The organism is Caulobacter sp. SLTY (genome assembly GCF_009905535.1).
Taxonomy (GTDB): domain Bacteria; phylum Pseudomonadota; class Alphaproteobacteria; order Caulobacterales; family Caulobacteraceae; genus Caulobacter.
The window spans coordinates 47,744-71,729 of record NZ_JAAALA010000012.1; the positions used below are offsets into that span (position 1 = coordinate 47,744).

A 23,986-nucleotide genomic window follows, 5' to 3' on the forward strand; every position below is an offset into this window, starting at 1 on the left:
TTGAGGGGCGACGATGAGCGACGAGGAAGGGCGGCAGTCCCTGACCGGGGTCTGGCACGGCCTGTTCACCTACCCCTACGAGCAGGAGCCCGGGGCCTTCGTCGCCACTCTGATGGAGTTCGGGTCATTTCTGAGCGGCACAACCCACGAGGAAGGCCAGTTCCGGGATGGCCGAATGGGCACGCTGCTCGCCATGATCGACGGCGAGCGCGAAGGGACGGATGTCTATTTCGACAAGACTTACGACGGGACCGGCGGCTGGGATCACCTGGTCCGCTACCAGGGCGTGATCAATGCCGACTGGACGGAGATCGAGGGCCGCTGGGTCGTCCCCGGCGTCTGGGACGGCCGCTTCCTGATGATCCGGTCGAACAGCAGGTCGCTGGCAAGGGCCCGGGAACGGTTTGTGCGCGTCTGATCGGGGTCGGGGTCAGGCGGCTAGTTGGCCGCCATCCGCAAACCGCCCGCCTTCGGGCAACCAGTGAAGGTCCCGGCCTTCATCACCGCCACCGTCTTGGTGTTGATCTTCATCAGCGGCTTCATCGAGCCCCGGCCATGGCCGGTGAACAGATCGACCTTGGCGCCCTTCACGGCCCCGCCGGTGTCGGAGACGTACCAATAGCCGTCGTGGCTCGAGCCGTCGGGCATGGTCAGGCCGACCGTGTCTGGAATGTAGATGATCGAGCGCTTTGGAGCGATCCGGGGATCGGTCGCCGCTGTGCGCATGGCCACCACCGGACAGCCCAGCGAGTCGCGAGCGCCGGCGCCGCCACCGCCCGAGTGATAGAGGGTCACCCGCATGTTCCAGTCAACGTCATCGGGAACGGATCCGTCAACAATCGCGTTGTCGGTCTGCAGGATCGCGTCGTCCGGAATCGGCGACATGGTTCCGCGGAGTCCAGCCTCGGCGGCGGACGGTGCGACGGTTTTCTGCGCGATAAGATCCCCAATGGGATCGTGGTTGGCGCTGCCCAGACCCTGGGCGGACGAAGAACTTGCAACCAGCATAAAAGCCAGTGCGGCGAGGTACGTTGAGGTACGCTGCAACAGCGGGCCCCCCTTTTTCTCGTCGACAGGTGGCGGGCTGATTAGCCGCCCAGGCCGCCGAACGCAACCCCACCCTTTGTCGCACGGAGAAAATCCATGAGTATCACTGTGTTCGGGGACAGCATCTCCGGCAATTGCCTCAAGGTGAAGTGGACCGCTGAGCGAATCGGCCTGCCGTATCGCTGGGTCGAAACCGACATCCTGAAGGGGGAAAGTCGCACCCCGGATTTCCTCGCGCGGAACCCGGCGGGGCAGGTCCCGCTGATCATCTTGGAGGATGGTCGCGCTATAGCGCAAAGCAACGCAATTATACTGTATCTTGCTGAAGGGTCGGATTTGATCCCGAAGGACTCGTACGCCCGCGCCAAGATGTTCGAGTGGCTGTTCTGGGAGCAGTACAGTCATGAGCCCTACGTCGCCGTGGCCCGTTTCCAGATGGCCTATATGGGCAAGGCGGCGGCCGACCTGGACCCCAAGATCGTCGAACGGGGCAAGGCGGCCTTGGCGCGGCTCGAGCGGGCCTTGCAGGACGGTCCCTTCCTGGTCGGCGATGACCTGACCCTGGCGGACATCGCCCTGGTGGCCTACACCCGGGTGGCGCACGAGGGCGGCTTCGACCTGACGGACTACCCGGAGGTCCAGGCTTGGATCGGGCGCGTGGAATCGGCGCTGGGCATCGTCTGACCCGCGCCTCGCGGAGCCTCCCATGCGTAAACGCCGTATCGCCCTCGCCCTGACCGCCGCCGTCCTCTGGGGTGGAGTCGCCGCCACCCAGGCGCTTGGCTGGGGCGCGACCGGCCACCGGATCATCGGTCAGCTTGCCATCGAGACCCTGCCCGAGGAAATCCCCGGCTTCCTGCGCGGCAGGAAGGCGATCGAGGCGATGGGCGAGCTGGCTCGCGAGCCGGATCGCTGGAAAGGCTCAGGCAAGCTGCACGACGCCGACCGCGAGGGGGCGCACTTCGTCGATATCGATGACGAGGGCAAGGTGTTCGGCATCATGCCGCTCGGCGACCTGAAGGCGACGCGCCAGGAGTATGAGAAGGCGTTGCAGGCCGGCGGCAAAGACGGCTGGGAGGCTGGCTGGCTGCAATACGCGATCATCGACGGCTACCACCATCTGGTCACCGACTTCCGCTACTGGCGGATGCTTACGGCGATGGAGAAGCGGGCCAAGGGGTCGCAGAGGGCCTGGTACAAGGCTGACCGACTGCGCCGCGAACAGTTGATCCTGCGGGACCTCGGCGAACTGGGTCACTACGTGGGCGACGGCTCGCAGCCGCTGCATACATCGATCCATTACAACGGCTGGGGCGATTACCCGAACCCCAAGGGCTACACGACCGAGCGCATCCACGGGCCCTTCGAAGGCGCCTTCGTCAACCGCTCGGTGACCCTGGCCGGCGCGCGCGCCGTGCTGCCGCCGTTCCGCGACTGCGCCTGCTCGATCGAGCAGCGGACGGTCGCCTACCTCCTGGCCACCAACAAGCAGACTGAGCCGCTCTACGTGCTGTGGGGCGAGGGGGCGTTCAAGGGCGCGGACCCGCGAGGCGTCGCCTTCGCCACTGAGCGGGTGGCGGCCGGCGGGGCGGAGATGCGCGACCTGGTCGTCATGGCCTGGCGGGCCAGCGCCACGGGCAAGGTCGGTTGGCCCGCGGTGGCGGTCGAGGACGTGGTGTCCGGCAAGGTCGATCCCTGGGAATCCCTGCGGGGCAAGGACTGATGCTGGAGTTCGGCGCGCGCGATCCGGAGAAGGCCTACCGCCTGCGCCCGGCCGCCTTCGGCATCTGCGAGAAGGACGGCCTGATCGCCACCGTCCGCGTCGAACGCGACGCCGGTCGCAGCTATCACGACCTGCCGGGCGGGGCGGTCGACGGGCTGGAGACCGAGAGCCAGGCGGTGATCCGCGAGTTCGGCGAGGAGACCGGCCTGATCGTCGAGCCGGGCGAGCAGATGCTGCGCGCCAGCCAGCTGTTCCTCAAGAGCGACGGCGAACCGGTGGAGAACGAAGGCGGCGTCTACCTCGCGCGCCTGGTTGGCCAGGACCCCACTCTCAAGATTGAGGACGACCACACTCTGGAATGGATGACGCCGGAGGCCGCCATCGTGGCGCTCCGCCACGAGAGCCACGCCTGGGCCGTGGCCCGATGGTTGCGCTCCCGCCGCTGAGGGCGCAGCTTTCCGAGGGGAGGGCTCCATGACCAGCTTCTACGACCGCCATATCATGCCGCGCCTGATCGGCTGCGCCTGTGGAGCCAAGCCGATCACCTATCAGCGGCGCAAGGTCGTGCCGCGCGCGGCCGGAAAGGTGTTGGAGCTGGGTATCGGCGGTGGGATGAACCTGATCCACTATGACCCGGCCCAGGTTTCGAGCGTCTCGGGCGTCGATCCCTCCGCCGAACTGCGGGCGCGCGCCGAGGCCGCGCCACGGCCCGCCGGCCTCAATGTCGAGATTCGCGATGGGACCGCCGAAGCGCTGCCCTATGAGGCCGCCAGCTTCGACTGCGTGGTCTGCACCTTCACCCTCTGCACGGTGGCCGATCCGTCGGCGGCGCTGGCCGAGGCGCGGCGGGTGTTGAAGCCCGGCGGCCGGTTCCTGTTCTGCGAGCATGGCCTGGCCCCCGACGCAGGAGTCGCCAAATGGCAGCGTCGAATAGAGCCGGTATGGAAGCGGCTGGCCGGGGGATGCCGCCTCACCCGCCCGGTCGGGGCAATGCTGACCGCAGCCGGCCTCAGCCTGACCGACCTGTCGACCATGTACCTGCCCGGCACGCCGCGCGTCGTCGGCTGGAACGAATGGGGCGAGGCGCGGGCCTGAGCCAAAGTCGCGCGTTGACGCCCAACGTCTGGCCCGTCAAATGATGGCAGCCCGTTTGGGGGCGGTCTGGGGCAGCTCATGGACGACGCGGCCTTCCTGTCAACGGTCGAGCGGTTGCGGGCCGACGTCGAACGCCGCTTGGCCGAGCTGCTGCCGGCCGAGGGCCAGTCGCCCACCGGCCTGACGGGCGCGGCGCGCTACGCCCTTCTGTCGCCGGGCAAGCGGTTCCGCCCGATCCTCACCCTGCTCACCGCCATCGACTTCGGGGCCGCCGAGGGCGCCGCGCTCGACGCGGCCTGCGCCTACGAGATGGTCCACACCGCCTCGCTGATCCTCGACGACCTGCCGTCGATGGACGACGCCAACCTCCGCCGGGGCCTGGCCACCACCCACCGGGCCTTCGACGAGGCCAACGCCATCCTGGCCGCTGTCGCCCTGCTCAACCGCGCCTACGGCGTGATTGCCGACGATGCAGGCCTGGCAGAGAGCGCCCGGGTCGAACTGGTCGCCCAGCTGTCGGAGACGATCGGCTTCCGGGGCCTGACCGCCGGCCAGGCCCGCGACCTGGATCGCCGGGGGCGGACGCTGAGCAACGACGAGATCGATCTGGTCAACCATCAGAAGACGGGCGTGCTGCTGGTCGCCGCCGCGATGGCGGGCGGGTTGGTCGCCGGGGTGACGGGCGTGCGGCTGGCCGCCGTCGGCGAGTCCGCGCGACGCCTGGGCCTCGCCTTCCAGATCCGCGACGACCTGCTCGATGTCACCGGGGCCGGCGACAAGGATGCGGGCAAGGACGCCGGCATGCCCACCCTGGTCACCACCCTGGGCGAGGCGGGCGCCCGCGAGGCGATGCTGGGCTACCTGGATGCCGCCCGCGAGGCGCTCCAGCGGGCCGGCGGCGGCATGTCGGCCTGGCGCTATGCCGCCGGCTTCTTCGGCGCCCCGAAGGTCGTCGCGTGAACGACAACCGCCCGATCCTCAACGTCTGGGGCGCCGAGCACACCTATCGCTCGCGGCGCTATCTGAAAGGCGTCGACCTGACCCTGCGGGCCGGCGAGATATACGCCCTGCTCGGGCCGGCCGGGGCCGGCAAGGCCACCCTGGTCCAGGCCATCTGCGGCCGCATTCCCCTGAGCGCCGGCGACATCGCCCTCGTCGGCCAGAACCCGCGCGAGACCCCGATCAGCCGCTCGGCGCTGGGCCTGGTTCCGCACGCGATGGCGCTCTACGACCATATGACGGTGCGGGAGAACCTGCTGACGTTCGGCCGCATGGCCGGGGTGCACGGTCGCACCCTTCGCGACGCAGTCAGGCAGGCCATGCACGTCACCCGCATCGCCGACTACGAGCGCGAGCCGGTCGGCCGGCTGTCGGACGGCGAGCAGCGGCGGGTGAACATCGCCTGCGCCATCCTGCACAGTCCGCGGCTGCTCATCCTGGACGAACCGAGCGTCGGGGCCGACCCGGTGGCGCGCGAAGCCCTCGACGGCGCCGTTCGCGACCTGCGAGACGGCGGCATGGCGATCTTGATGGCGACCGGCGATCTCGACCTGGCCGGTGAACTGGCCGACCGGGTCGGCTTCATGCGCGAGGGTCGGAAGGTTCTGGAGGGGGCCCCCCGGCAGTTGATCACCCAGGCCTTTGGTGAAGAAATGGAGATCCTGGTCCAGCTGGACGAGGATCCGGATGGCGACGACATGGTGGTCCTGGCGGCCGCCGGCCTGGAGCGCCGCGACAGAACCAACATCTGGACCACGCTCGACGCCGGGGCCTACGCCACGGCCGCGCGGCTAGACCGGGACCTGCGGCAGATGGGCGTGGTCCCCCGCGAGATTCGCGTGCGCCAGCCGTCGCTGGCCAACCTGTTCAACATGGTCGCCGACTGGCAGCAGGCCGCATGATCTTCGCCATGTTCCGGGTCATGCTGCTGGGACTGCTGCGCGACCGCTTCGCGCTGGCGGCGACCTTCCTGCTGCCGCCCCTGGTCTTCGTGATCTTCGTCACCGTGTTCGCGGGCGCCTCCGGCGAGGCCGTGCGGCTGCGCCTGGCCGTGGCCGACCAGGCCGACAGCACCTCGTCCCGCCGCCTGGTCGCCGCCCTGTTCGCGGAACCTCAGTTGCGCGCCCAGCCGAACCGGAGCGGCAACACGGTCGACGCGGTCCGGGAGGAGGTGCGAGCCGGGCGGGTCGATGCGGGCCTGGTCATGCTCAGCGATCCGGCCGGCGCCGGCGCGCCCTTTCTGCTGATTACCGACCCCACCCGCGCCATGGCCGCGCCGTTGATCGAAAGCCACGTCCAGAACGCCCTGGCGGTGCATGTGCCGGGCATCGATGTCGGCCGGCCGCGGGCCCTGTTCCTTCATGACCCGATCTCCGGCGCCAAGAAGGGCAAGGGGATGGTGATCTACTACGCCGGCGCGGTGACCATGCTGTTCGCCCTGTTTTCGGCCCTCTACGGGGCGCTGTCCCTGATCGAGGAGCGCAACGCGGGCATAGCCGATAGAATCCTGGCCGGACCAGCGGGGCTGGCGCCGGCGATCGGGGGCAAGTTCCTGTTCATCGTGCTCCAGGGCCTGCTGCAGGCCGGGTCGATCTTCCTGGTCGCTCAGCTTCTTTACGGCGCGCCGGTCAAGGCTCGGCTGCTGTTCTGGCTGATCACCAGCGGGGCGGCTGCGACCTGCGCCGCCGGCCTGGCCATGGGATTGGTTGCCTTCTGCCGCAACCGCGACCAGGCGCAGCTGATCGGGGTCTGCCTGTTCCTGATGCTCGCCGTGATCGGCGGCGCCATGGCGCCCAGCTTCACGATGCCGCCGTGGCTGCAGGCCGTGGGCCTGCTGACTCCGCACGCTTGGGTGATCGACACCTATCAGGCCGTGCTTTGGCGCGACGCGGGCTGGCGGTCGGTGTATCCTGCCTGGGGCGTGCTGACCGGGCTCGGACTCGCCGGGCTCATGCTCGCCTACGTCACCGTACGCCGCGTCCGGCGCTGAGCAATGATGCAAGTTCTGATCTTCATAGCCCTGTACCTCGGGGCTCTGGTCTTCATGGAAGGGTTCGCCTGGGTCATGCATCGCTATGTGATGCACGGCTTCCTGTGGGTCTGGCACCGCTCGCACCATGAGCCCCGCACCGGCGCCTTCGAGCTGAACGACCTGTTCGCCGTGGTCTTCGCAGCCCCGGCCATTGTGGCCATCTATTTCGGCGTTCACGGCATCCCGTGGCTACTGCCGGTCGGCCTCGGCATCACCACCTATGGGGCCATCTACTTTCTGTTTCACGATGGCCTGGTCCACCGCCGCTTCCCAATGCCCAAGGCCAGGAGCGCCTACTGGAAGCGGCTGATCCAGGCCCACCGCTTCCACCACGCGGTCCACACCAAGCACGGCGCCGTATCCTTCGGCTTCCTGCTGGCCCCCGACGTCCGTAGTCTGAAGGCCAAGCTGGCGGCGCGGGGCGTCGACGCCGAGGCTTGACCGGACGGGCGAGCGCGCCCATTCCTGCTCGCGGATCAGATGGCCGGGCGGTCGCGGCGCGCAAGCGTCGAGGAAAGTCCGGGCTCCACGGTGACAAGGCGGCGGGTAACGCCCGCCGGGGGCGACCCCAGGGATAGCGCCACAGAAAGCAAACCTCCTCTCTCCGGAGGGGTAAGGGTGAAAGGGTGGGGTAAGAGCCCACCGCGGGGCTGGTAACAGTCCCGGCATGGCAAGCCCCGCCTGGAGCAAGACCGAATAGGGATTCCGCGCCTGACAGCTCTGCTTTTGCAGATAGCTCAGGCAGGGCCGTCACCGGCCCGAGGCGTCCGGGTTGGTCGCGAGAACCGTCCCGCGAGGGCCGGTCCAGAGGAATGATCGTCACCGGTTCGCAAGGACCGGAACAGAACCCGGCTTACAGGCCATCTGATCCGCACCCTCATTGATCGGCTGGAGACGGGCCCAACGGGCCCGATCAACTGTCCCCGCAATACTTAACATGTTCCGTGTATGTTCTGTGGATGGTTCATTTTCATTAACCACTACAGTCAACAATCCCATTGAATCTGTGTCGAATCCTGCATTGAGGCATTCCGTCCCATTGCCGCCCAACTCATCCCATGTTAACCCAAATGCACTGTACGCGAGGGGTCGCGCAGGGTCAGGGCAGGGGTGCGGTGTTCTTCTCGACATTCGAGAAACAGCTGGATGCGAAACGGCGCCTGGTGGTGCCGGTGGAATTTCGCGCTGCCCTCGCCGGGCTGTTCGACGGTGTCTTCTGCTTCCCCTCCATCGAGTTCGACTGCATCGAGGGTGGCGGCAAAGCCTTGTTCGACCGTTACCAGGCGGTGATCGACGAGCTGCCCTTCGGCGATCCACTGCGCTCGGACCTGGAGCTGTCGATCCACGGCGGCCTGGCGAAGATGAGCTTCGACGACGCCGGTCGCATCACCCTGCCTCCGCAGCTTTGCGACCAGTTCGGCCTGACGGACTGGGTGGTTCTGGTCGGCCTGGGCGAGCGGTTCCAGATCTGGCCGCGCGAAGCCTTCCAGGCTCGCCGCGCCGCGGCCCGCGAGGGCGCCCGGGAGGGACTGGCGAAGCTGCGCGCCGCCCAACGAAATGTGGTTTTAGGGGCCCAGAAGCAGGGCCAACCCGAATGAGCAACGCCGAGACGCCCCATATCTCGGTCATGCTGCCGGAGGTGCTGGCGGCGCTCTCCGCCGCTCCGGGCGAGACCATCGTCGATGGCACCTTCGGGGCCGGCGGCTACAGCCGCGCCATCCTGGAGACCGGCGCCTCGGTCGTCGCCTTCGACCGCGATCCCAGCGCCCGCCGCTTCGCCGCCCCGCTGGAGGCCGGTGGGCGGTTTCGCCTGATCGAGGATCGCTTCTCAGCCATGGCCGACATCCTGGGCGACGGCGCCGTCGATGGGATCGCCCTCGACCTCGGGGTCTCGTCCATGCAACTGGACGAAGCCGATCGCGGCTTCTCCTTCATGCGCGACGGGCCCCTGGACATGCGTATGGGCGCGGACGGGCCTACCGCTGCTGACCTGGTCAACACCCTGGAAAAGGAAGACTTGGCCCGTATCCTGTTCGTCTACGGCGAGGAACGCGAGAGCCGCCGGGTCGCCAGCTTCATCCTGCGTCGTCGCGAGGAGCGGCCTTTCAGCCGCACGTTGGACCTGGCCGAGGTTGTCGAGCGGGCGCTTGGCGGACGGCGCGGCGCCAAGACCCATCCGGCCACCAAGTCCTTCCAGGCGCTGCGCATCGCGGTCAACGAGGAGCTCAGCGAGCTCGAGGCCGGTCTGCTGGCCGCCGAGCGGGCGCTGAAGGTGGGTGGCCGCCTTGCCGTGGTCACCTTCCACTCGCTGGAGGACCGCATCGTCAAAGCTTTCCTGGCCGAGCGTTCGGGCCGCACCCCGGCCGGATCGCGCCACGCCCCGCCGCGCGAAGCCGGGGCCCCCGCCTCCTTCAAGCTGATCCACAAGGGCGCCCTCGAGGCCAGCGAGGGCGAAGCCGCCGTCAACCCCCGCTCCCGCTCGGCCAAGCTGCGCGCCGCCGTCCGCACCGACGCCCCGGTCTGGAGCGCAGCCGCATGAGTGTCCTCGAGCATCGCACCCGCGGCTTCCGCACCATAAACATCGTCTTCTGCGGCCTGTTGATGGTGACCGCCATCCTGGTGCTGCTGGCCAAGGCCTACGCGGGCCGCGAGGTGCGCGAGATCGCCCGCACCGAGCGCGCCATCGCCGAGCAGAACAAGCGCATCCGCCTGTTGAAGGCCGAGGTCGCCCACCTGGAGCAGCCCGAGCGCCTGCAGCGCCTGGCCAAGGACCTGCTGGGCATGGGGCCGCTGGCCGCCGCCCGCGAGGGCGACATCTCCAGCCTCGACGCCCTGGTCGCCGGCCAGACCCCCGCGCCCCCGGTCGCCACGCCCGCCGCGCCCGAGACCCCGGCGCAGGAAGACATCGGCGTGGCCGCCGCACCGCTGGAGGCGCCGATCGTCGCCACGGTCACCACCGATCCCGCGGAGACCGGTCAATGAGCCTGCACGACCTGACCCCGCACCGCTACCCCCGCCCGGTCCGCTGGGCCATCGACTGGCTGTGGAAGATCGAGCACGCCTTCGAGCGGGCCAAGGCTTCAGGACGGCCGGAAGACGACGCCCGGGTCCGCATCCTGATCGTGCTGATCTTCTTCGCGGTGTTGTTCGGCCTGGTCGCCGGCGGTGCGGTGTTCGCCGCCGCCTTTTCCGACGCCGGCAAGAAGGGCCGCGCCGCCGCCCTGTCGCCGCTGGCCAAGGCCGACCTGCTGGATCGCAACGGCCAGCTGCTGGCGGCCAACCTGACCCACTACAGCCTGTTCATCGAGCCGGCCGACGTCTGGAGCCGGCGCGAGACCCGCCAGGTGCTGGCCCGGAACATCGAGGGCTTCAAGGCCGCCAAATTCAACGAGATCATGGACAAGGGCAAACGCCGTGTCCTGGTCGAGGGGCTGACCCCCGGGGTCCGCAGCGCTATCCATGACCTGGGCCTGCCGGGCGTCGAGTTCGAGGAGACCCCGCGGCGGGTCTATCCCATGGGACCGCTGGCCGCCCACCTGGTGGGCTTCGCCGACAACGGCGGCAAGGGGCTGCAGGGCGCCGAGCGGGGCCTGGAGGAGCAGTTGCGCGCCGGCTATGCCGGCGGCCAGCCGGTGATGCTGTCCATCGACGTGCGCGTTCAGGCGGCCCTGGAAGAAGAGCTCTACGCCGCCGTCCAGGAGTTTCATCCGAAGAACGCAGTCGGCCTGGTCACCGACGTCCACACCGGCGAGATCATCGCCATGGCTTCGCTGCCGGAGTTCGATCCCGGCCGCTACGGCAAGTTCAGCGAGGACGAGCGCAAGAACCGCGCCTCGGCCCAACTCTATGAGATGGGCTCGACCTTCAAGGCCTTCACGGTCGCCATCGGCCTCGACACCGGCGTGGCCCAGATGGACTCCACCTTCGACGCCCGCACGCCCTTGAGGATGGGCTACCGCACCATCAAGGACTTCCACGGCACCAACCGTATCCTGACCCTGGGCGAGGTTTTCAACCACAGCTCCAACATCGGCACCGCCAAGCTGGCGCTGGGCATCGGGACCGACCGGCTGAAGCATTACTACGACGGCATGGGCCTGACCCGCCGGCCGAAGCTGGAGCTGTTCGAGACCGCCACCCCGCTGACCCCGAAGGTCTGGAACGACGACGCCCTGGCTAGCGTGTCCTTCGGCCACGGCATCAACGTGACGCCCCTGGCCCTGGCCCAGGCGATGGGCTCCCTGCTCAACGGGGGGACCTTTGTGCCCCTGACCATCGTCAAGCGGCCCGCCAACTGGCGCTATGAAGGCCCGCGGGTGTTCTCCGAGGACACCAGCCGCGCGATGCTGAAGATCATGCGCGGCAATGTCGTGGAGGGCACCGGCCGCCGGGCTGACGCGCTCGGCCTGTCCGTCGGCGGCAAGACCGGCACCGGCGAGAAGTACGATCCGGCCATCCGCGCCTACAGCCGCACCCGCCAGGTGGCTTCCTTTGCCGCCGTCTTCCCGACCGACGGGCCGCTGGACGGCAAGCGCTATTTCGTCCTGATCCTGCTCGACGAACCGACTGGAGGGGCCCGCACCGGCGGCCTGGTCGCGGCTCCCGCGGCCGGCCGGCTGATCGACCGCAGCGCCCGGTTCCTGGGTGTGCCCCGCCAGATGCAGCGCCCGGACTTCGACATCGCCGCCCTGCATCCGAGGCCGCGCCTGTGAAGGTCCTGAGCGAAATCATCGGCCGTGAGGCGTCGGCCAACCCCGACATCACCGGGGTCACCGCCGACAGCCGCAAGGTCCAGCCCGGCTTCCTGTTCGCCGCCCTGCCGGGCTCGAAGGCCGACGGCCGCAAATTCATCCCCACCGCCTTGGAAGCCGGCGCCGCCGCCGTCCTGGCCCCGGACGATGTCTCCGGCCTCACCGTGCCGGTGGTTCACGCCGGCGACCTGCGCCGCGCCTACGCCCTGGCCGCCGCCCGCTTCTGGGGCCGCCAGCCGGCGACCTGCGTGGCCATCACCGGCACCAACGGCAAGACCTCCATCGCCACCTTCTGCCGCCAGCTGTTCGCGACCCTTGGCCGCAAAGCCGGCAGCATGGGCACGCTTGGCGTGGTGGTCTCCGAGGCTGGCAAGCCCGACGAGATCCTCACCGCGCCCGGCCTGACTACGCCGGACGCCGCCGACGTCGCCGAGCTGATGGCGAAGATGGCCGACATGGGTGTGACCCATGTGGCCCTGGAGGCCTCTTCGCACGGCATCGACCAGCGCCGTCTCGACGGGGTGAAACTGACCGCCGCCGGCTTCACCAACTTCACCCAGGATCACCTCGACTATCACGGCACCATGGGCGCCTACCGGGCCGCCAAGCTGCGCCTGTTCGAGACCCTGCTGCCCACCGGCTCCACCGCCGTGCTCAACGCCGACAGCGACCAGTACGAGGCCTTCGCCGCCGCCGCCGTGGCCCACGGCCACAGCATCGTCTCCACCGGCGGAGCCGGGGAGGGCATCCGGCTCACCGCCCGCGAGCTGACCCCCGAAGGCCAGACCCTGTCGATCAGCCACCAGGGCGCCGCCTACACCGTGCGCCTGCCCCTGGCCGGGGGCTTCCAGGCCGACAACGCGCTGGTCGCCGCGGGCCTGTGCATCGCCGCCGGCGAGCAACCCGCCGCCGTCTTCGTCGCCCTCGAACAGCTCCAGGGAGCCCCGGGCCGGATGCAGCGGGTCGGGACGGGTCCGCGCGGCGGCGAGGCCTATGTCGACTACGCCCACACCCCCGACGGCCTCGAGACCCTGCTCACCGCCCTGCGGCCCCATGTGCGGGGCAAGCTGATCGCCGTTTTCGGGGCCGGCGGGGATCGTGACGCCGGCAAGCGCCCGATCATGGGCGAGATCGCCGCCCGCCTGGCCGACGTCGCAATCGTGACCGACGACAATCCCCGGTCCGAAGACCCCGCCGCCATCCGCGCCGCCATCCTGGCCGCCGCCCCCGGCGCCCGCGAGATCGGCGACCGCCGCGAGGCCATCCGCGCCGGCGCCGCCCTCTTGGAAGACGGCGATGTCCTGGCCATCGCCGGCAAGGGCCACGAACAGGGCCAGCTGGTCGCCGGGGTCAACCATCCCTTCGACGATGTCGCCGAGACGGCCGCCGCCCTGAAGGAGGCCCGATGAGTCTCTGGACCGCCGCCGAGATCGCCGCCACCACGGGCGGGACCGCCACCGCCGACTTCACTGTCGATGGCGTCTCCATCGACAGCCGTTCGGTCGAGCGCGGCGACCTTTTCGTCGCCCTCGCCGGCGTCCGCGACGGCCATGAGTTCGCCGCCCAGGCCATCGCTGACGGCGCGGCCGGTTTACTGGCCTCCAAGCGCGTGGATGGCCCCAGCGTCCAGGTCGCCGAAACCCTTCAAGCGCTCGAAGCCCTCGGCATCGCCGCCCGCGACCGCTCGTCGGCCCGCCGCTGCGCCGTGACCGGCTCGGTCGGAAAGACCAGCGTCACCCAGGCCATCGCCGCGGGCCTGGCCCTAGCCGGCGCCAGCCACACGTCGGTGAAGAGCTACAACAACCACATCGGCGTCCCCCTGACCTTGGCCCGGATGCCCAAGGCGACCCAGCGCGCCGTCTTCGAAATCGGCATGAACCACGCCGACGAAATCACCCCGCTGTCGCGCATGGTCCGCCCCCATGCGGTGGCCATCACCACGGTCGGCCCGGTCCACATCGAGAACTTCCCGGACGGCGAGACCGGCGTGGCCCGCGCCAAGGCCGAGATCTTCGATGGTCTCGAGCCTGGCGGTGTCGCCGTCCTGAATGCCGACAACCGCTGGTTCGATTTCCTCGCCGACCGCGCCCGTGCCGCCGGCGCCAAGGTGCTGTCCTTCGGATCGGGCGAGGCCTGCGCGGCCCGCCTGACCGGCTTCGAGGTCGATGGCGGCCGCGCCACAGTCTCGGCCGTGGTTCATGGCCAGCCCCTGTCCTACGACCTGCTGCAGACCGGCCACCATTGGGGCCTCAACAGCCTCTGCGCCCTGCTGATGCTGGAGGCCATGGAGGTCGACCGGGCCACGGCCCTGGAAGCCCTCTCGCGGTTCGAGCCCCTGGCCGGTCGCGGCGCGGAAAAACTGGTCCACAAACCGGGTGTTCCCTTCACCCTGATCGACGAGTCTTACAACGCCAATCCCATCTCGATGATCGCCGGCTTCCGCACCCTGGGCGCCCGCAAGGTCGAGGGGCGGCGCATCGTCGCGCTGACCGACATGCTGGAGTTGGGCCCCGACGGCCCGGCCATGCACGCGGCCCTTGCAGGGCCTATCGAGGACGCGGAAATCGATCTGGTCTTCGTCGCCGGGCCGCTGATGAAATCGCTCTGGGAAGCCCTTCCGACGACTCGCCGGGGCGGCTACGCCGAAACAGCAGCGGCCCTCGCGCCGCTGGTCGCGACGGCCATCGAGCCGGGCGACGTGGTGATGGTCAAAGGCTCGAACGGGTCGCGCGCGGGGCTGATCGCCCAGGCGCTGGCGGCGCTCGATGGCCCCGGGGGAGGCTTCTGATGCTGTACCTGCTCTATCAGTGGCTGGAAGCCAACGACTATTCCCTGCCGCTGCAGAACCTCCTGCAGTACCAGACCTTCCGCGCCGGCATGGCCTGGGCCACCGCCTTCCTCGTCGCCGTGGCGATGGGCAGCCGCTTCATCCGCTGGATGCGGACCAAACAGGGCAAGGGCCAGCCCATCCGCGAGGACGGCATCGCCCGCCACGTCATCGAAAAGGCCGGCACCCCGACCATGGGCGGGTTCATGATCCTGGCCGGGATGATGGTCGGCACCCTGCTGTGGGCAGACCTGACCAGCGTGAAGGTCTGGGTGGTGATCTTCGTCACCGCCTCCTACGGCCTGCTGGGCTTCATGGACGACTACGCCAAGGTCACCAAACAGACCACGGCCGGCGTCTCCGGCAAGATGAAGCTGTTCATCCAGACCCTGGTCGCAGTCCTGGCCGTGCTGGCCCTGATCCTCTGGGGGCAGACCCCTAACGAGGCGCCGCACCTGACCACCTCGGTGGCCTTCCCGGTGTTCAAGAACCTGATCATCGACCTGGGTTGGTTCTACCTGGCGTTCGGGGCGTTCATCATCGTGGGCGCCTCCAACGCGGTGAACCTGACCGATGGGCTGGACGGTCTGGCCATCGTGCCGGTGATGATCGCCGCCGCCGCCTTCGGGATCATCGCCTACCTGGTGGGCAACGCCATGTTCGCCAACTATCTGGCCGTGCCGTTCGTGCCGGGCTCGGGCGAGCTGGCGGTGTTCTGCATGAGCATCATCGGCGGGGGCATGGGCTTCCTCTGGTACAACGCCCCGCCCGCCAAGATATTCATGGGCGATACCGGCTCCCTGGCTCTCGGCGGCTCGATCAGCGCCATCGCGGTGGCCGCCAAGCATGAGATCGTGCTGGGCATCATCGGCGGGCTGTTCGTGGTCGAGGCCCTGTCGGTGATGATCCAGGTCGCCTACTTCAAGCGGACCGGGAAGCGCATCTTCCTGATGGCGCCGATCCACCACCACTTCGAGAAGCTGGGCTGGGCCGAAAGCACGGTCGTCATCCGCTTCTGGATCGTCGCGATCATCCTGGCCTTCATCGGCCTGGCCACCCTGAAGCTGAGATAGGGGAGGGCGCAGACCAATGATCCCCGCCGTCGGTTTTGAAGGGCGCACTGTCGCCGTGTTCGGCCTCGGCCGGACCGGGCTGACGGCCGCGCGCGCCCTGATGGCCGGCGGGGCCAAGGTCGCCCTCTGGGACGAGAACGAGAAGGGCCGCGCCGCCGCCGAGGCCGAGGGTCTGCCGCTGGTCGACCTGAAGACCGCCGACTGGTCGCAGTTCGCCGCGCTGATGCTGTCGCCGGGCGTGCCCCTGAGCCACCCGGTCCCGCACTGGACCGTCACCCGCGCCACCGCCGAGGGCGTGGAAATCCTCGGCGATGTCGAACTGTTCGCCCGCGCCGTGAACGCCGCCCCGGCTCACAAGCGGCCCAAGGTGGCCGCCATCACGGGCACAAACGGCAAGTCGACCACCACCGCCCTGCTGACCCACATCCTCCGCAGCGCCGGCCGCGACGCGCGCATGGGCGGCAACATCGGTTTTGGCGTGCTGGGCCTGCCGGACATGCACGGCGGCGCCGTCTATGTGCTCGAACTCTCCAGCTTCCAACTTGACCTGACCAGCTCGCTGAAGGCCGACGCCTCCATCCTGCTGAACCTGTCGCCCGACCACCTGGACCGTCACGGCGACATGGAGGGCTACGTCACCGCCAAGAAGCGGATCCTGCTCAACCAGGGCAAGGGTGACACCGCCGTGATCGGCGTCGACGATCCCTGGTGCCAGCGCATCTGCACCGAGATCACCGCCGCCAACCGCCGCACCATCCGTCCGATCAGCGCCGGCAAGGCCATGGGCCGGGGCGTCTATGTCCTGTCGGGCGTGCTCTATGACGCCACCGGCGACCGGGCCATCGAGGTCGCCGACCTGACCATGGCCCGCTCCCTGCCGGGCAAGCACAACTGGCAGAACGCGGCCGCCGCCTATGCCGCCGCCGTCGGCCTGGGCGTCTCGCCGGAGGACGCCGCTACCGGGCTGATGACCTTCCCGGGTCTGGCCCACCGGATGGAGACCGTGGCCAAGCTCGGCAAGGTCCGCTTCGTCAACGACAGCAAGGCGACCAACGCCGACGCCGTCCGCCAGGCGCTGTCGGCCTATCCCAAGGTCTACTGGATCGCCGGCGGCCGGGCCAAGGACGGCGGCATCGAGCCGTTGCTCGACCTCTTCCCGCGCATCGCCAAGGCCTATCTGATCGGCGAGGCCGAAGAACAGTTCGCCCAGACCCTGGAAGGCCGCGCCCCGGTTCAGCGCTGTGGCCAGATGGCCGCCGCCGTGGCCGCTGCCTATGCCGACGCCGCCGCGGGCGACGAGGAAGCCATCGTGCTGCTGTCGCCCGGCACCGCCTCTTTCGACCAGTTCGCCGACTTCGAGGCCCGGGGCGAGGCGTTCCGCGCCGCCGTCCTGGCGCTCGACGCCCACCAGCCCGCCGCCCGCGAGGCCCGCGCATGAGCGCCCATCAGCATCTGATCTCCCGCGCCAACCGCGGCGTCCTGGCCAATTGGTGGTGGACGGTGGACAAACCGCTGCTGGCCGCCACCGGCATCCTGATCGCGCTGGGCGTGCTGCTCAGCTTCACCTCCAGCCCGGCGGCGGCCGTCCGGCTCCGCCTGGATGACCCGTTGCACTTCGCCCTGCGCCAGACCTTTTTCGCGGTCGGCGCCTGCGCCCTGGTGGTCGGCATCTCGGTGCTCTCGCCGAAGGGCATCAAGCGGGCCGCCTTCTTCATCTACATCGCGGCGATCGCCACCATGGCCGCCTTGCCGTTCCTGGGCCACGAGGCGAAGGGCGCCACCCGCTGGATCACCTTCGCCGGCTTCACCCTGCAGCCGTCGGAGTTCCTCAAGCCCGCCCTCATCGTCCTGGTCGCCTGGATGTTCTCCGAGGGCCAGAAGGGGCAAGGGGTGCCCGGCGTCTCCATCGCCTTCGGCCTCTATTTCCTGGCCGTGGCGCTGCTGATCATCCAGCCGGACGTCGGCCAGACCATCCTGATCACCATAGCCTTCGGGGCCGCCTTCTGGATGGCCGGGGTGCCGATGAGCTGGATCCCGATTATGGGCGGCGCGGCCGCGGGGGGGCTGGGCCTCATCTACGTTCTGCTGCCCCACGCCCGCAGCCGCGTGGACCGCTTCCTGTCGCCCGAGGGCGCCGACACCCACCAGGTGGACAAGGCGGCGCAGGCCATCGCCAACGGCGGCCTGTTCGGCCGGGGTCCCGGCGAAGGGGTGATGAAACAGGGCGTCCCCGACCTGCAGACCGACTTCATCTATTCGGTCGCTGCCGAAGAATACGGCCTGGTATTTTCGCTGGCCCTGATCGGCGTCTTCGCCTTCCTGATGGTGCGCGGCCTGCACAAGGCCATGCGGCTGCAGGACAGCTTCGAACAGATCGCGGCGGCCGCCCTGTTCGTGCTGGTCGGCCAGCAGGCGATCATCAACATGGCCGTCAACCTCAACCTCGCCCCGACCAAGGGTATGACCCTGCCCTTCATCAGCTACGGCGGCTCCTCCATGCTGGCTATGGGTCTGACCATGGGCATGGCGCTCGGCCTCACCCGAAAGCGGCCGGGCGCCTTCGAGGCCGATCAGCCCTCGCCAATGGGCGGGGTCTACGCCGCCTGAGCGCCAAAGCTCCATCCGGCGCCCATGGCGATCCGCACCGCTTCATGCCAAAAGCCCGCCCATCGCGGGTCCCCCTCAAGAGGAAGCTGACAGTATGGCGTCGCGTCTGGCCGTCATTGCCGCCGGGGGCACCGGCGGCCACATGTTCCCGGCCCAGGCGCTGGCCGAGGTGCTGACCGCGCGGGGTTGGCGGGTGGTGCTGGCCACCGACGACCGCGGAGCCCTCTATGCCGACAAGTTCCCGGCCGATGAGCGCCTGACGCTGTCCGCCGCCACCGCCCGGCCGGGTGATCCGATCGGCCTGCTCAAGGCCTTGTGGGCCGTTCTTGTCGGCACCCTGCAAGCCATGGCCGCGTTCCGCCGCATGGGCCCGGCCGTGGTCATCGGGTTCGGCGGCTACCCCAGCCTGCCCGGCCTCCTGGCCGCCCTGATCCAGGGCCGGCCGACGGTGATCCACGAGCAGAACGCCGTCTTCGGCCGGGTGAACCGCTTCTTCGCCTCCCGTGTCACTCAGGTCGCCTGCGCCTTCCCGACTCTGGAAAAGGCCTCTGCGAAGGTGAAGGCCCGCGCGCACGTGGTCGGCAACCCGGTCCGCCCGGACATCCGCGCCCTGTTCGAAGTCCCCTACGAGGCCCCCGGCGACACCGGCCCGCTACGCATCCTGATCACCGGCGGCAGCCAGGGCGCCCGCCTGCTCAGCGAGCTGACTCCCGAGGCCATCCTGCGGCTGCCCGAAGACCTGCGCCTGCGGCTGGAAGTCCAGCAGCAGACCCGCAAGGAGTCGATGGACATCGCCCGCGCCACCTATGCCAACGCCATGGTCAGGTCCGAGGTCGCCCCCTTCTTCCGCGACATGGCCGGCCGCCTGGCCGCCGCCCACCTGGTCATCGGCCGGGCCGGCGCCAGCACGGTGTGTGAGCTGGCCGTGGCCGGCAAGCCGTCGATCCTCATCCCCCTGAAGATCGCCGCCGACGACCACCAGCGCTTCAACGCCAAGCTGCTGGAGGACGCGGGAGCCGCCGCCGTCTGCCTGGAAGACGAACTGACCGTCGACAGCCTGGCCGGCGCCCTCAAGGCCCTGCTCAAGGACCCCGCCTGGCTGGCCCGCATGGCCACCGGCGCCCGCTCGGTCGCCAAGCCCGACGCGGCCGAGGAGCTGGCAACGCTGGTCGAGCGAACGGCCTTCGTCTGATGGACAGTCTGTCCGTCAATGAGGTGCTCAGTCGACGCTCTGTGCTTTGTGGTCAGCCGGTCACCGTCACAGGCATCTTGGACCTTTCCGAAGGCATTCGGCTTCTACACTACCCAAAGGCGGAGCGAGTTGGAGATCCTTCAACCAGCATCCTGCTCATTGAGCCCCGTGAAGGCCTATCTGCAGACTTTGCGGTTCTCAGCCGCCTGGAACAGAAGCGTGTTTGCGTGTCGGGATACCTCGATGGTGCAACCCACATTCACGACATAACCTGCGATTGGGTGGGTGTTCAGCGCCACATCCGCATCGGTGCTACAAGCCTTCGGCGGATTTGAATTAAATTCCCTCCTCCGGTTGCGGCTGACAGACGTCTTACGGTCCCAGCCGAGCCGGCTCAGTATCCACCGCCTTCAGCACATCGTTCACGAAGGCGCGCCGCGCATTGCTGTGGTCCAGGCCGACCGCCTGGGGCCAGGCGGACAGGATGACGATCACCAGCCGCCGCTTGGGATCGACCCGGATGCTTTGCCCGAAGATGCCGTTCGCCGAGAACACCCCGTCATCCTCGGTCCACCACTGAAACCCATAGCCGCGTCCGGGCGTGCCGGTCTCCGCGTGCTTGGCGGTGGCTTCGGCGAACCAGCCGTCCGGCACGATGGACCCACCACGCAGCAGGCCGCCGTCCTGCGCCATCAGGCCGATGCGGCCCCAGTCGCGCAGGGTAGCGGAGACGCAGCAACCGCCGATCTCGCGCCCGCCCTGGTCCAGCGCCCAGACCGCGTCCGCCTCCATCCCGGCGCGCGACCAGATCCGGTCGCTGAGCAGTTCCGCCAATGGGCGCTTCTCGGCGGCGGCGACCAAAGCGCCGACAAGGTTGGTCTCGCCGGTGGAGTAGTTCCAGCGCGTACCCGGCGGATGTGCGCGGGGCAGGCGGGCCATGTAGGTGACGACCGGATCCTGTCCCGCGACGATCGGCTCCTGCAGGAAGCGGGCGACGTCCGACTTCGGGTCGGCATAGTCCTCGTTCCAGGCGACCCCGGAGGTCATGGTCAGCAGCTGGCGGATGGTCACCCCGTCGTAACCGCCGCCCGAGAGGCCCGGCAGATAGCGGGTGACCGGGTCCTCCAGCGACTTGATAGCGCCGCTCTTGAGGGCTGTGCCGACCAGGGTCGAGGTCAGGCTCTTGGTCATGGAAAAGGAGACCCAGCGGGTATCCGGACCGATCCCCAGGCCGTAGCGCTCCAGTCGAACCTTGCCGTCCTGGATGACCAGCACGCCCGCGATCCGCTGGGCCGCCATATAGGCGCTCGGGTCGAGCGCCAGCGGCGCCCCCTTGGGCAGGTCACGGACGGCCGCGCCGCGGCGAGACACCGGGGCGTGCGGCATCACCGTCTCCATGGCCCGGAAGGCCCGCTCCCGACCAGCGGGCGCCCAGAACAGCACGCTGTTGGGCGCGGTCTCGGGCGTCGGTTGGGCGGCGGGCGCGCCGGTCGCGAGGGCGGCGGCGAGCAGGGGGATGATGAAGCGCTTCATGACGGCCAGCCTAGTCGGTCTCGCCGGTCGGAATCCACCGCCGGCCAGCCGCCACCGCGGCATCGACGCCCTCGACGTCGGGCGCCTCCAACGGCGACGCCCCATTACAGACCACCTTCGCCGCATCGTCCTCGAGACCGCCGGCCGGAATCGGCGCCATCGCACCTGGCTCCCCTGTCACTGGCCCCTCGACGCCATCGGCCCGGACGCTGGCGAACCCCAGGCCCCGCGCCGTCCGTGCCGCGCAGTCCAACTCGAACCACCGCCAGCCGCCGACATAGGCGACACCGCCGGCCGTGAATCCTTCCTCGGTCACCTGCAGCACCCTGAACCGCGCCACCGTCCCCTCGCGCGTCACGCTGTCCAGATCGGTGAACATGGCGAAGGCGCCCAGCTGGGTCGGGCGCAGGGTCGGCCCCTCGGCGGCGGCGGCCGTTCCGGCCAACAACAACGCGGCCAGCACCGCCCCATTCCCCAAGGTCGCCAAATCCTCTAATCCGCGTCGCATGATCGCCCGCCGCCGCCCCGTTCCGTTCGACCTTGGTCCCGTCCACTTCATCGGCATCGGCGGGATCGGCATGAGCGGCATTGCCGAGATCATGATCCGCATCGGCTACATCGTGCAGGGCTCCGACATGAAGCCCAGCGCCAACACCGAGCGCCTGGAACAACTCGGCGCGCGCATCTTCATCGGCCATGCGCCAGAGCATGTCGAGGGCGCCTCGGCCGTCGTCTATTCCACGGCCGTCAAGGCCGACAATCCCGAGATGGTCGCCGGCCGCGAACGACGCCTGCCGCTGGTCCGCCGGGCCGAAATGCTGGCCGAGCTGATGCGGCTGCAGTTCTCCGTCGGGGTGGCCGGCACCCACGGCAAGACCACGACGACCTCGATGGTCGCTGCCCTGCTCGACGCCGGCGGCCTCGACCCTACGGTCGTCAACGGCGGGATCATCAACGCCTACGGCACCAACGCCAAGGTCGGGGAGGGCGACTGGATCGTCGTCGAGGCGGACGAGAGCGACGGCACCTTCCTGAAGCTCAAGTCGACCTGCGCCATTGTCACGAACATCGACCCCGAGCACCTGGACCACTACGGCGATTTCGACACCGCCCGCCGCGCCTTCCGCGACTTCGTCGAGAACATCCCCTTCTACGGCTTCGCCGCCGTCTGCCTCGACCACCCCGAAGTCCAGGCCCTGGCCGCCAAGGTGGAGAACCGCCGGCTGGTCACCTACGGCGTCAATCCGCAGGCCGAGGTCCGCGCCCTCAACGTCACCATGGGGCCAGAAGGGGCGAAGTTCGACGTCCAGTTCACCCCTCCCGACGGCGAGCGCCGGGTGCTTGAAGGCCTGGCCCTGCCCATGGCCGGCGACCACAACGTCGCCAACGCCCTGGCCGCCATTGCCGTGGCCCGCGAGCTGGGCGTGGCCGACACGGACATCAAGAAGGGCCTGGCCGGCTTCGGCGGGGTCAAGCGCCGGTTCACCACCACCGGCGTGGTGGGCGGCGTGCGCATTGTCGATGACTATGGCCACCACCCGGTAGAGATCGCCTCGGTCCTCAAGGCCGCCCGTGCGGTCACCCCGGACGGCCGAGTTATCGCCGTGGTCCAGCCCCACCGCTACACCCGCCTGCGCGACCTGATGGACGAGTTCTCCGCCTGTTTCGACGACGCGGACACGGTGATCGTGGCCGATGTCTACACCGCCGGCGAGCAGCCCATCGAGGGCGTTGATCGCGACCACCTGATCGAGGGCATGAAACGCTTCGGCCACCGCCGCGCCCTGCCGTTGCACAGCTCCGCCGACCTGCCGGAACTGATCGCCGCCGAGACGCGGCCGGGTGATCTGGTGGTCTTTCTGGGGGCGGGCGACATCACCGCCTGGGCCTATGCGCTGCCGGGGCAGTTGGAGGCGCGGGGTTGACCCCCACCGCCTTCCTCCGCGACATCGAGGCCGAGTGCCGCCGCCGGCGCATTCCAACCAAGCATCTGCCGCAACTCAACAAGGGTCGCGGCTTCGAGCCCGGCTATTGGTTGGACGTCATCGAGACCCCAACCCTGCGGTTCGAGATGTTCCACTGGGATCGCGCCGGCCGCACCCCGGTGTTTGAGACCTATGACCCCGCCGAGGCGGAACGCCTGATCCTCTGGCACGCCGACACCGCCGCCCGTAAGGCCAAGACATGACCGATCTCCCGACCGTGCGCGGCAAACTGTTGCGTGACGAAGCCCTGGCCCCGTTCACCTGGTTCCGCGTCGGCGGCCCGGCCGAGGCGCTGTTCATCCCGGCCGACAGCGACGACCTCGCCCACTTCCTGCGTAACCTGCCCGCTGAGGCTACCGTGCTGCCGCTGGGCGTCGGGTCCAACGTGATCATCCGCGACGGCGGGGTGCCCGGGATCGTCATCCGCCTGGCCGGCAAGGCCTTTGCCGGCGTCTCTGTGGAGGGCGAGCTGATCACGGCCGGCGCCGGCGCGCTGGACGCGGCCGTCGCCCGCGCCGCCGCCAATGCCGGACTGGCCGGCCTGGAGTTCTACGCCGGGATTCCGGGGACCATCGGCGGCGCCCTGACCATGAACGCCGGCTGCTACGGCGCCGAGACCAAGGACGTTCTGGTCAGCGCCTGGGGCTACGACCGCAACGGCGAGAAGCGGACGTTCCAGCTCGCCGACTTCGGCTACACCTATCGCCACAGCCAGGCGCCGGAAGACATCATCTGGGTCGAGGCCACCTACCGCGGCCGCCCCGACGACGCCGAGGCGGTCAAGGGCCGGATGGCAGAGATCACCGCCCGCCGCGAAACCACCCAGCCGATCCGCGAGAAGACCGGCGGCTCAACCTTCAAGAACCCGGAAGGCCACTCCTCCTGGAAGCTGGTCGATGAAGCCGGCTGGCGAGGCAAGCTCCACGGCGGCGCCAAGTTCTCCGAGCTGCACAGCAATTTCATGATCAACACCGGCGAGGCGACTGCGGCCGACCTCGAGGGCCTGGGCGAGGCCGTGCGAACGGATGTGCTGGCCAAGACCGGTGTGCAGCTGGAGTGGGAAATCAAGCGGATCGGACGGCCCTGATCTATCCGGCCGGGTGTGTGCACACACCCTTCACT

25 protein-coding genes and 1 other RNA gene are annotated in these 23,986 nt (G+C 69.1%); 23 read left to right on the forward strand and 3 right to left on the reverse strand.

Annotated elements, in window-relative coordinates; translation table 11 throughout:
- Positions 1 to 13 precede the first annotated feature (13 nt).
- On the forward strand, positions 14 to 418 hold the full coding sequence (locus GVN21_RS08875) for a hypothetical protein (protein ID WP_166574374.1): 405 nt from the start codon (positions 14 to 16) through the stop codon (positions 416 to 418).
- A 20-nt stretch (positions 419 to 438) separates the two neighbouring features.
- Here GVN21_RS08875 and GVN21_RS08880 read toward each other — a convergent pair whose 3' ends face one another.
- A complete protein-coding gene (locus GVN21_RS08880; RefSeq protein ID WP_240902825.1) occupies positions 439 to 885 on the reverse strand; it encodes a 3D domain-containing protein in 447 nt (148 codons plus the stop codon).
- Between the two features lie 258 nt (positions 886 to 1,143).
- On the opposite strand from GVN21_RS08880, the gene GVN21_RS08885 reads away from it, so the two are divergent.
- The 19 genes from GVN21_RS08885 (at position 1,144) to murG (ending at position 19,346) form a co-directional block, all read left to right on the forward strand.
- Positions 1,144 to 1,731 carry a glutathione S-transferase family protein gene (locus tag GVN21_RS08885; protein ID WP_166574376.1) on the forward strand — a complete coding sequence of 196 codons (588 nt, stop codon included), beginning with the start codon at positions 1,144 to 1,146 and terminating at the stop codon, positions 1,729 to 1,731.
- Between the two features lie 22 nt (positions 1,732 to 1,753).
- On the forward strand, positions 1,754 to 2,770 hold the full coding sequence (locus GVN21_RS08890) for a S1/P1 Nuclease (protein ID WP_166574377.1): 1,017 nt from the start codon (positions 1,754 to 1,756) through the stop codon (positions 2,768 to 2,770).
- Complete coding sequence (locus GVN21_RS08895) at positions 2,770 to 3,216, forward strand: NUDIX domain-containing protein (protein WP_166574378.1); 447 nt, start codon at positions 2,770 to 2,772, stop codon at positions 3,214 to 3,216. Before GVN21_RS08890 ends, GVN21_RS08895 begins: the two co-directional genes overlap by 1 nt.
- A 28-nt stretch (positions 3,217 to 3,244) precedes the next feature.
- Positions 3,245 to 3,865 (forward strand): class I SAM-dependent methyltransferase, encoded by a 621-nt coding sequence (locus GVN21_RS08900; RefSeq protein WP_166574379.1) that lies wholly within the window; start codon positions 3,245 to 3,247, stop codon positions 3,863 to 3,865.
- Positions 3,866 to 3,943: 78 nt separating this feature from the next.
- Positions 3,944 to 4,825: a polyprenyl synthetase family protein gene (locus tag GVN21_RS08905; protein ID WP_166574380.1), complete on the forward strand. Its 882-nt coding sequence runs from the start codon at positions 3,944 to 3,946 to the stop codon at positions 4,823 to 4,825.
- On the forward strand, positions 4,822 to 5,766 hold the full coding sequence (locus GVN21_RS08910) for an ABC transporter ATP-binding protein (protein WP_166574381.1): 945 nt from the start codon (positions 4,822 to 4,824) through the stop codon (positions 5,764 to 5,766). The genes GVN21_RS08905 and GVN21_RS08910 overlap by 4 nt, the downstream gene beginning before the upstream one ends.
- Entirely contained in the window at positions 5,763 to 6,854 is a 1,092-nt protein-coding gene (locus GVN21_RS08915; protein WP_166574382.1) for an ABC transporter permease, read from the forward strand. The genes GVN21_RS08910 and GVN21_RS08915 overlap by 4 nt, the downstream gene beginning before the upstream one ends.
- Positions 6,855 to 6,860: 6 nt before the next feature.
- Positions 6,861 to 7,337 carry a sterol desaturase family protein gene (locus GVN21_RS08920; RefSeq protein WP_240902826.1) on the forward strand — a complete coding sequence of 159 codons (477 nt, stop codon included), beginning with the start codon at positions 6,861 to 6,863 and terminating at the stop codon, positions 7,335 to 7,337.
- Between the two features lie 35 nt (positions 7,338 to 7,372).
- Positions 7,373 to 7,768, forward strand: an RNA gene (gene rnpB, locus GVN21_RS08925) — RNase P RNA component class A.
- A gap of 243 nt (positions 7,769 to 8,011) precedes the next feature.
- Positions 8,012 to 8,494: a division/cell wall cluster transcriptional repressor MraZ gene (locus GVN21_RS08930; protein WP_166574384.1), complete on the forward strand. Its 483-nt coding sequence runs from the start codon at positions 8,012 to 8,014 to the stop codon at positions 8,492 to 8,494.
- Entirely contained in the window at positions 8,491 to 9,435 is a 945-nt protein-coding gene (gene rsmH, locus GVN21_RS08935) for a 16S rRNA (cytosine(1402)-N(4))-methyltransferase RsmH (RefSeq protein WP_166574385.1), read from the forward strand. The genes GVN21_RS08930 and rsmH overlap by 4 nt, the downstream gene beginning before the upstream one ends.
- Entirely contained in the window at positions 9,432 to 9,878 is a 447-nt protein-coding gene (locus GVN21_RS08940) for a cell division protein (RefSeq protein ID WP_166574386.1), read from the forward strand. The genes rsmH and GVN21_RS08940 overlap by 4 nt, the downstream gene beginning before the upstream one ends.
- A complete protein-coding gene (locus GVN21_RS08945) occupies positions 9,875 to 11,608 on the forward strand; it encodes a penicillin-binding protein 2 (RefSeq protein WP_166574387.1) in 1,734 nt (577 codons plus the stop codon). The genes GVN21_RS08940 and GVN21_RS08945 overlap by 4 nt, the downstream gene beginning before the upstream one ends.
- Positions 11,605 to 13,056, forward strand: coding sequence for a UDP-N-acetylmuramoyl-L-alanyl-D-glutamate--2,6-diaminopimelate ligase (locus GVN21_RS08950; protein WP_166574388.1), 1,452 nt, complete (start codon positions 11,605 to 11,607; stop codon positions 13,054 to 13,056). Before GVN21_RS08945 ends, GVN21_RS08950 begins: the two co-directional genes overlap by 4 nt.
- Positions 13,053 to 14,435, forward strand: coding sequence for a UDP-N-acetylmuramoyl-tripeptide--D-alanyl-D-alanine ligase (murF, locus tag GVN21_RS08955; protein ID WP_166574389.1), 1,383 nt, complete (start codon positions 13,053 to 13,055; stop codon positions 14,433 to 14,435). The genes GVN21_RS08950 and murF overlap by 4 nt, the downstream gene beginning before the upstream one ends.
- Positions 14,435 to 15,547 carry a phospho-N-acetylmuramoyl-pentapeptide-transferase gene (gene mraY, locus GVN21_RS08960; protein ID WP_166574390.1) on the forward strand — a complete coding sequence of 371 codons (1,113 nt, stop codon included), beginning with the start codon at positions 14,435 to 14,437 and terminating at the stop codon, positions 15,545 to 15,547. The genes murF and mraY overlap by 1 nt, the downstream gene beginning before the upstream one ends.
- Before the next feature lie 16 nt (positions 15,548 to 15,563).
- Positions 15,564 to 16,985 (forward strand): UDP-N-acetylmuramoyl-L-alanine--D-glutamate ligase, encoded by a 1,422-nt coding sequence (gene murD, locus GVN21_RS08965; RefSeq protein ID WP_166574391.1) that lies wholly within the window; start codon positions 15,564 to 15,566, stop codon positions 16,983 to 16,985.
- Complete coding sequence (locus GVN21_RS08970) at positions 16,982 to 18,154, forward strand: putative peptidoglycan glycosyltransferase FtsW (RefSeq protein ID WP_166574392.1); 1,173 nt, start codon at positions 16,982 to 16,984, stop codon at positions 18,152 to 18,154. The genes murD and GVN21_RS08970 overlap by 4 nt, the downstream gene beginning before the upstream one ends.
- Before the next feature lie 94 nt (positions 18,155 to 18,248).
- Positions 18,249 to 19,346, forward strand: coding sequence for an undecaprenyldiphospho-muramoylpentapeptide beta-N-acetylglucosaminyltransferase (gene murG / locus GVN21_RS08975; RefSeq protein ID WP_166574393.1), 1,098 nt, complete (start codon positions 18,249 to 18,251; stop codon positions 19,344 to 19,346).
- 372 nt (positions 19,347 to 19,718) lie between these two features.
- On the opposite strand, the gene GVN21_RS08980 is transcribed toward murG, so the two are convergent.
- Both GVN21_RS08980 and GVN21_RS08985 read right to left on the reverse strand, forming a co-directional pair.
- On the reverse strand, positions 19,719 to 20,879 hold the full coding sequence (locus GVN21_RS08980; RefSeq protein WP_166574394.1) for a serine hydrolase domain-containing protein: 1,161 nt from the start codon (positions 20,877 to 20,879) through the stop codon (positions 19,719 to 19,721).
- A gap of 10 nt (positions 20,880 to 20,889) precedes the next feature.
- Positions 20,890 to 21,387 carry a hypothetical protein gene (locus GVN21_RS08985; protein ID WP_166574395.1) on the reverse strand — a complete coding sequence of 166 codons (498 nt, stop codon included), beginning with the start codon at positions 21,385 to 21,387 and terminating at the stop codon, positions 20,890 to 20,892.
- Here GVN21_RS08985 and murC point away from each other — a divergent pair.
- From murC to murB, 3 genes are read left to right on the forward strand one after another with little or no spacing between them, the layout of a single operon-like run.
- Positions 21,386 to 22,804, forward strand: coding sequence for a UDP-N-acetylmuramate--L-alanine ligase (gene murC, locus GVN21_RS08990; RefSeq protein WP_166574396.1), 1,419 nt, complete (start codon positions 21,386 to 21,388; stop codon positions 22,802 to 22,804). The two genes, GVN21_RS08985 and murC, sit on opposite strands and share 2 nt — an antisense overlap.
- The gene (locus GVN21_RS08995) at positions 22,801 to 23,067 is read left to right on the forward strand and encodes a hypothetical protein (protein ID WP_166574397.1); all 267 of its coding nucleotides are present in this window, start codon (positions 22,801 to 22,803) and stop codon (positions 23,065 to 23,067) included. Before murC ends, GVN21_RS08995 begins: the two co-directional genes overlap by 4 nt.
- Positions 23,064 to 23,951, forward strand: a complete 888-nt coding sequence (murB, locus tag GVN21_RS09000) for a UDP-N-acetylmuramate dehydrogenase (protein ID WP_166574398.1) — start codon at positions 23,064 to 23,066, stop codon at positions 23,949 to 23,951. The genes GVN21_RS08995 and murB overlap by 4 nt, the downstream gene beginning before the upstream one ends.
- Positions 23,952 to 23,986: the final 35 nt, after the last annotated feature.

What these genes read in the sequence shown, in the direction of transcription:
- GVN21_RS08985 (WP_166574395.1), bottom strand. Translation starts at nt 21,387, where the DNA reads ATGCGACGCGGATTAGAGGATTTGGCGACCTTGGGGAATGGGGCGGTG.
- mraY (WP_166574390.1), top strand. Translation starts at nt 14,435, where the DNA reads ATGCTGTACCTGCTCTATCAGTGGCTGGAAGCCAACGACTATTCCCTG.
- GVN21_RS08915 (WP_166574382.1), top strand. Translation starts at nt 5,763, where the DNA reads ATGATCTTCGCCATGTTCCGGGTCATGCTGCTGGGACTGCTGCGCGAC.
- GVN21_RS08895 (WP_166574378.1), top strand. Translation starts at nt 2,770, where the DNA reads ATGCTGGAGTTCGGCGCGCGCGATCCGGAGAAGGCCTACCGCCTGCGC.
- GVN21_RS08940 (WP_166574386.1), top strand. Translation starts at nt 9,432, where the DNA reads ATGAGTGTCCTCGAGCATCGCACCCGCGGCTTCCGCACCATAAACATC.
- GVN21_RS08920 (WP_240902826.1), top strand. Translation starts at nt 6,861, where the DNA reads ATGCAAGTTCTGATCTTCATAGCCCTGTACCTCGGGGCTCTGGTCTTC.
- GVN21_RS08980 (WP_166574394.1), bottom strand. Translation starts at nt 20,879, where the DNA reads ATGAAGCGCTTCATCATCCCCCTGCTCGCCGCCGCCCTCGCGACCGGC.
- GVN21_RS08885 (WP_166574376.1), top strand. Translation starts at nt 1,144, where the DNA reads ATGAGTATCACTGTGTTCGGGGACAGCATCTCCGGCAATTGCCTCAAG.
- murC (WP_166574396.1), top strand. Translation starts at nt 21,386, where the DNA reads ATGATCGCCCGCCGCCGCCCCGTTCCGTTCGACCTTGGTCCCGTCCAC.
- murG (WP_166574393.1), top strand. Translation starts at nt 18,249, where the DNA reads ATGGCGTCGCGTCTGGCCGTCATTGCCGCCGGGGGCACCGGCGGCCAC.
- murF (WP_166574389.1), top strand. Translation starts at nt 13,053, where the DNA reads ATGAGTCTCTGGACCGCCGCCGAGATCGCCGCCACCACGGGCGGGACC.
- GVN21_RS08875 (WP_166574374.1), top strand. Translation starts at nt 14, where the DNA reads ATGAGCGACGAGGAAGGGCGGCAGTCCCTGACCGGGGTCTGGCACGGC.
- GVN21_RS08890 (WP_166574377.1), top strand. Translation starts at nt 1,754, where the DNA reads ATGCGTAAACGCCGTATCGCCCTCGCCCTGACCGCCGCCGTCCTCTGG.
- GVN21_RS08905 (WP_166574380.1), top strand. Translation starts at nt 3,944, where the DNA reads ATGGACGACGCGGCCTTCCTGTCAACGGTCGAGCGGTTGCGGGCCGAC.
- GVN21_RS08900 (WP_166574379.1), top strand. Translation starts at nt 3,245, where the DNA reads ATGACCAGCTTCTACGACCGCCATATCATGCCGCGCCTGATCGGCTGC.
- GVN21_RS08945 (WP_166574387.1), top strand. Translation starts at nt 9,875, where the DNA reads ATGAGCCTGCACGACCTGACCCCGCACCGCTACCCCCGCCCGGTCCGC.
- murB (WP_166574398.1), top strand. Translation starts at nt 23,064, where the DNA reads ATGACCGATCTCCCGACCGTGCGCGGCAAACTGTTGCGTGACGAAGCC.
- rsmH (WP_166574385.1), top strand. Translation starts at nt 8,491, where the DNA reads ATGAGCAACGCCGAGACGCCCCATATCTCGGTCATGCTGCCGGAGGTG.
- GVN21_RS08970 (WP_166574392.1), top strand. Translation starts at nt 16,982, where the DNA reads ATGAGCGCCCATCAGCATCTGATCTCCCGCGCCAACCGCGGCGTCCTG.
- GVN21_RS08880 (WP_240902825.1), bottom strand. Translation starts at nt 885, where the DNA reads ATGTCGCCGATTCCGGACGACGCGATCCTGCAGACCGACAACGCGATT.
- murD (WP_166574391.1), top strand. Translation starts at nt 15,564, where the DNA reads ATGATCCCCGCCGTCGGTTTTGAAGGGCGCACTGTCGCCGTGTTCGGC.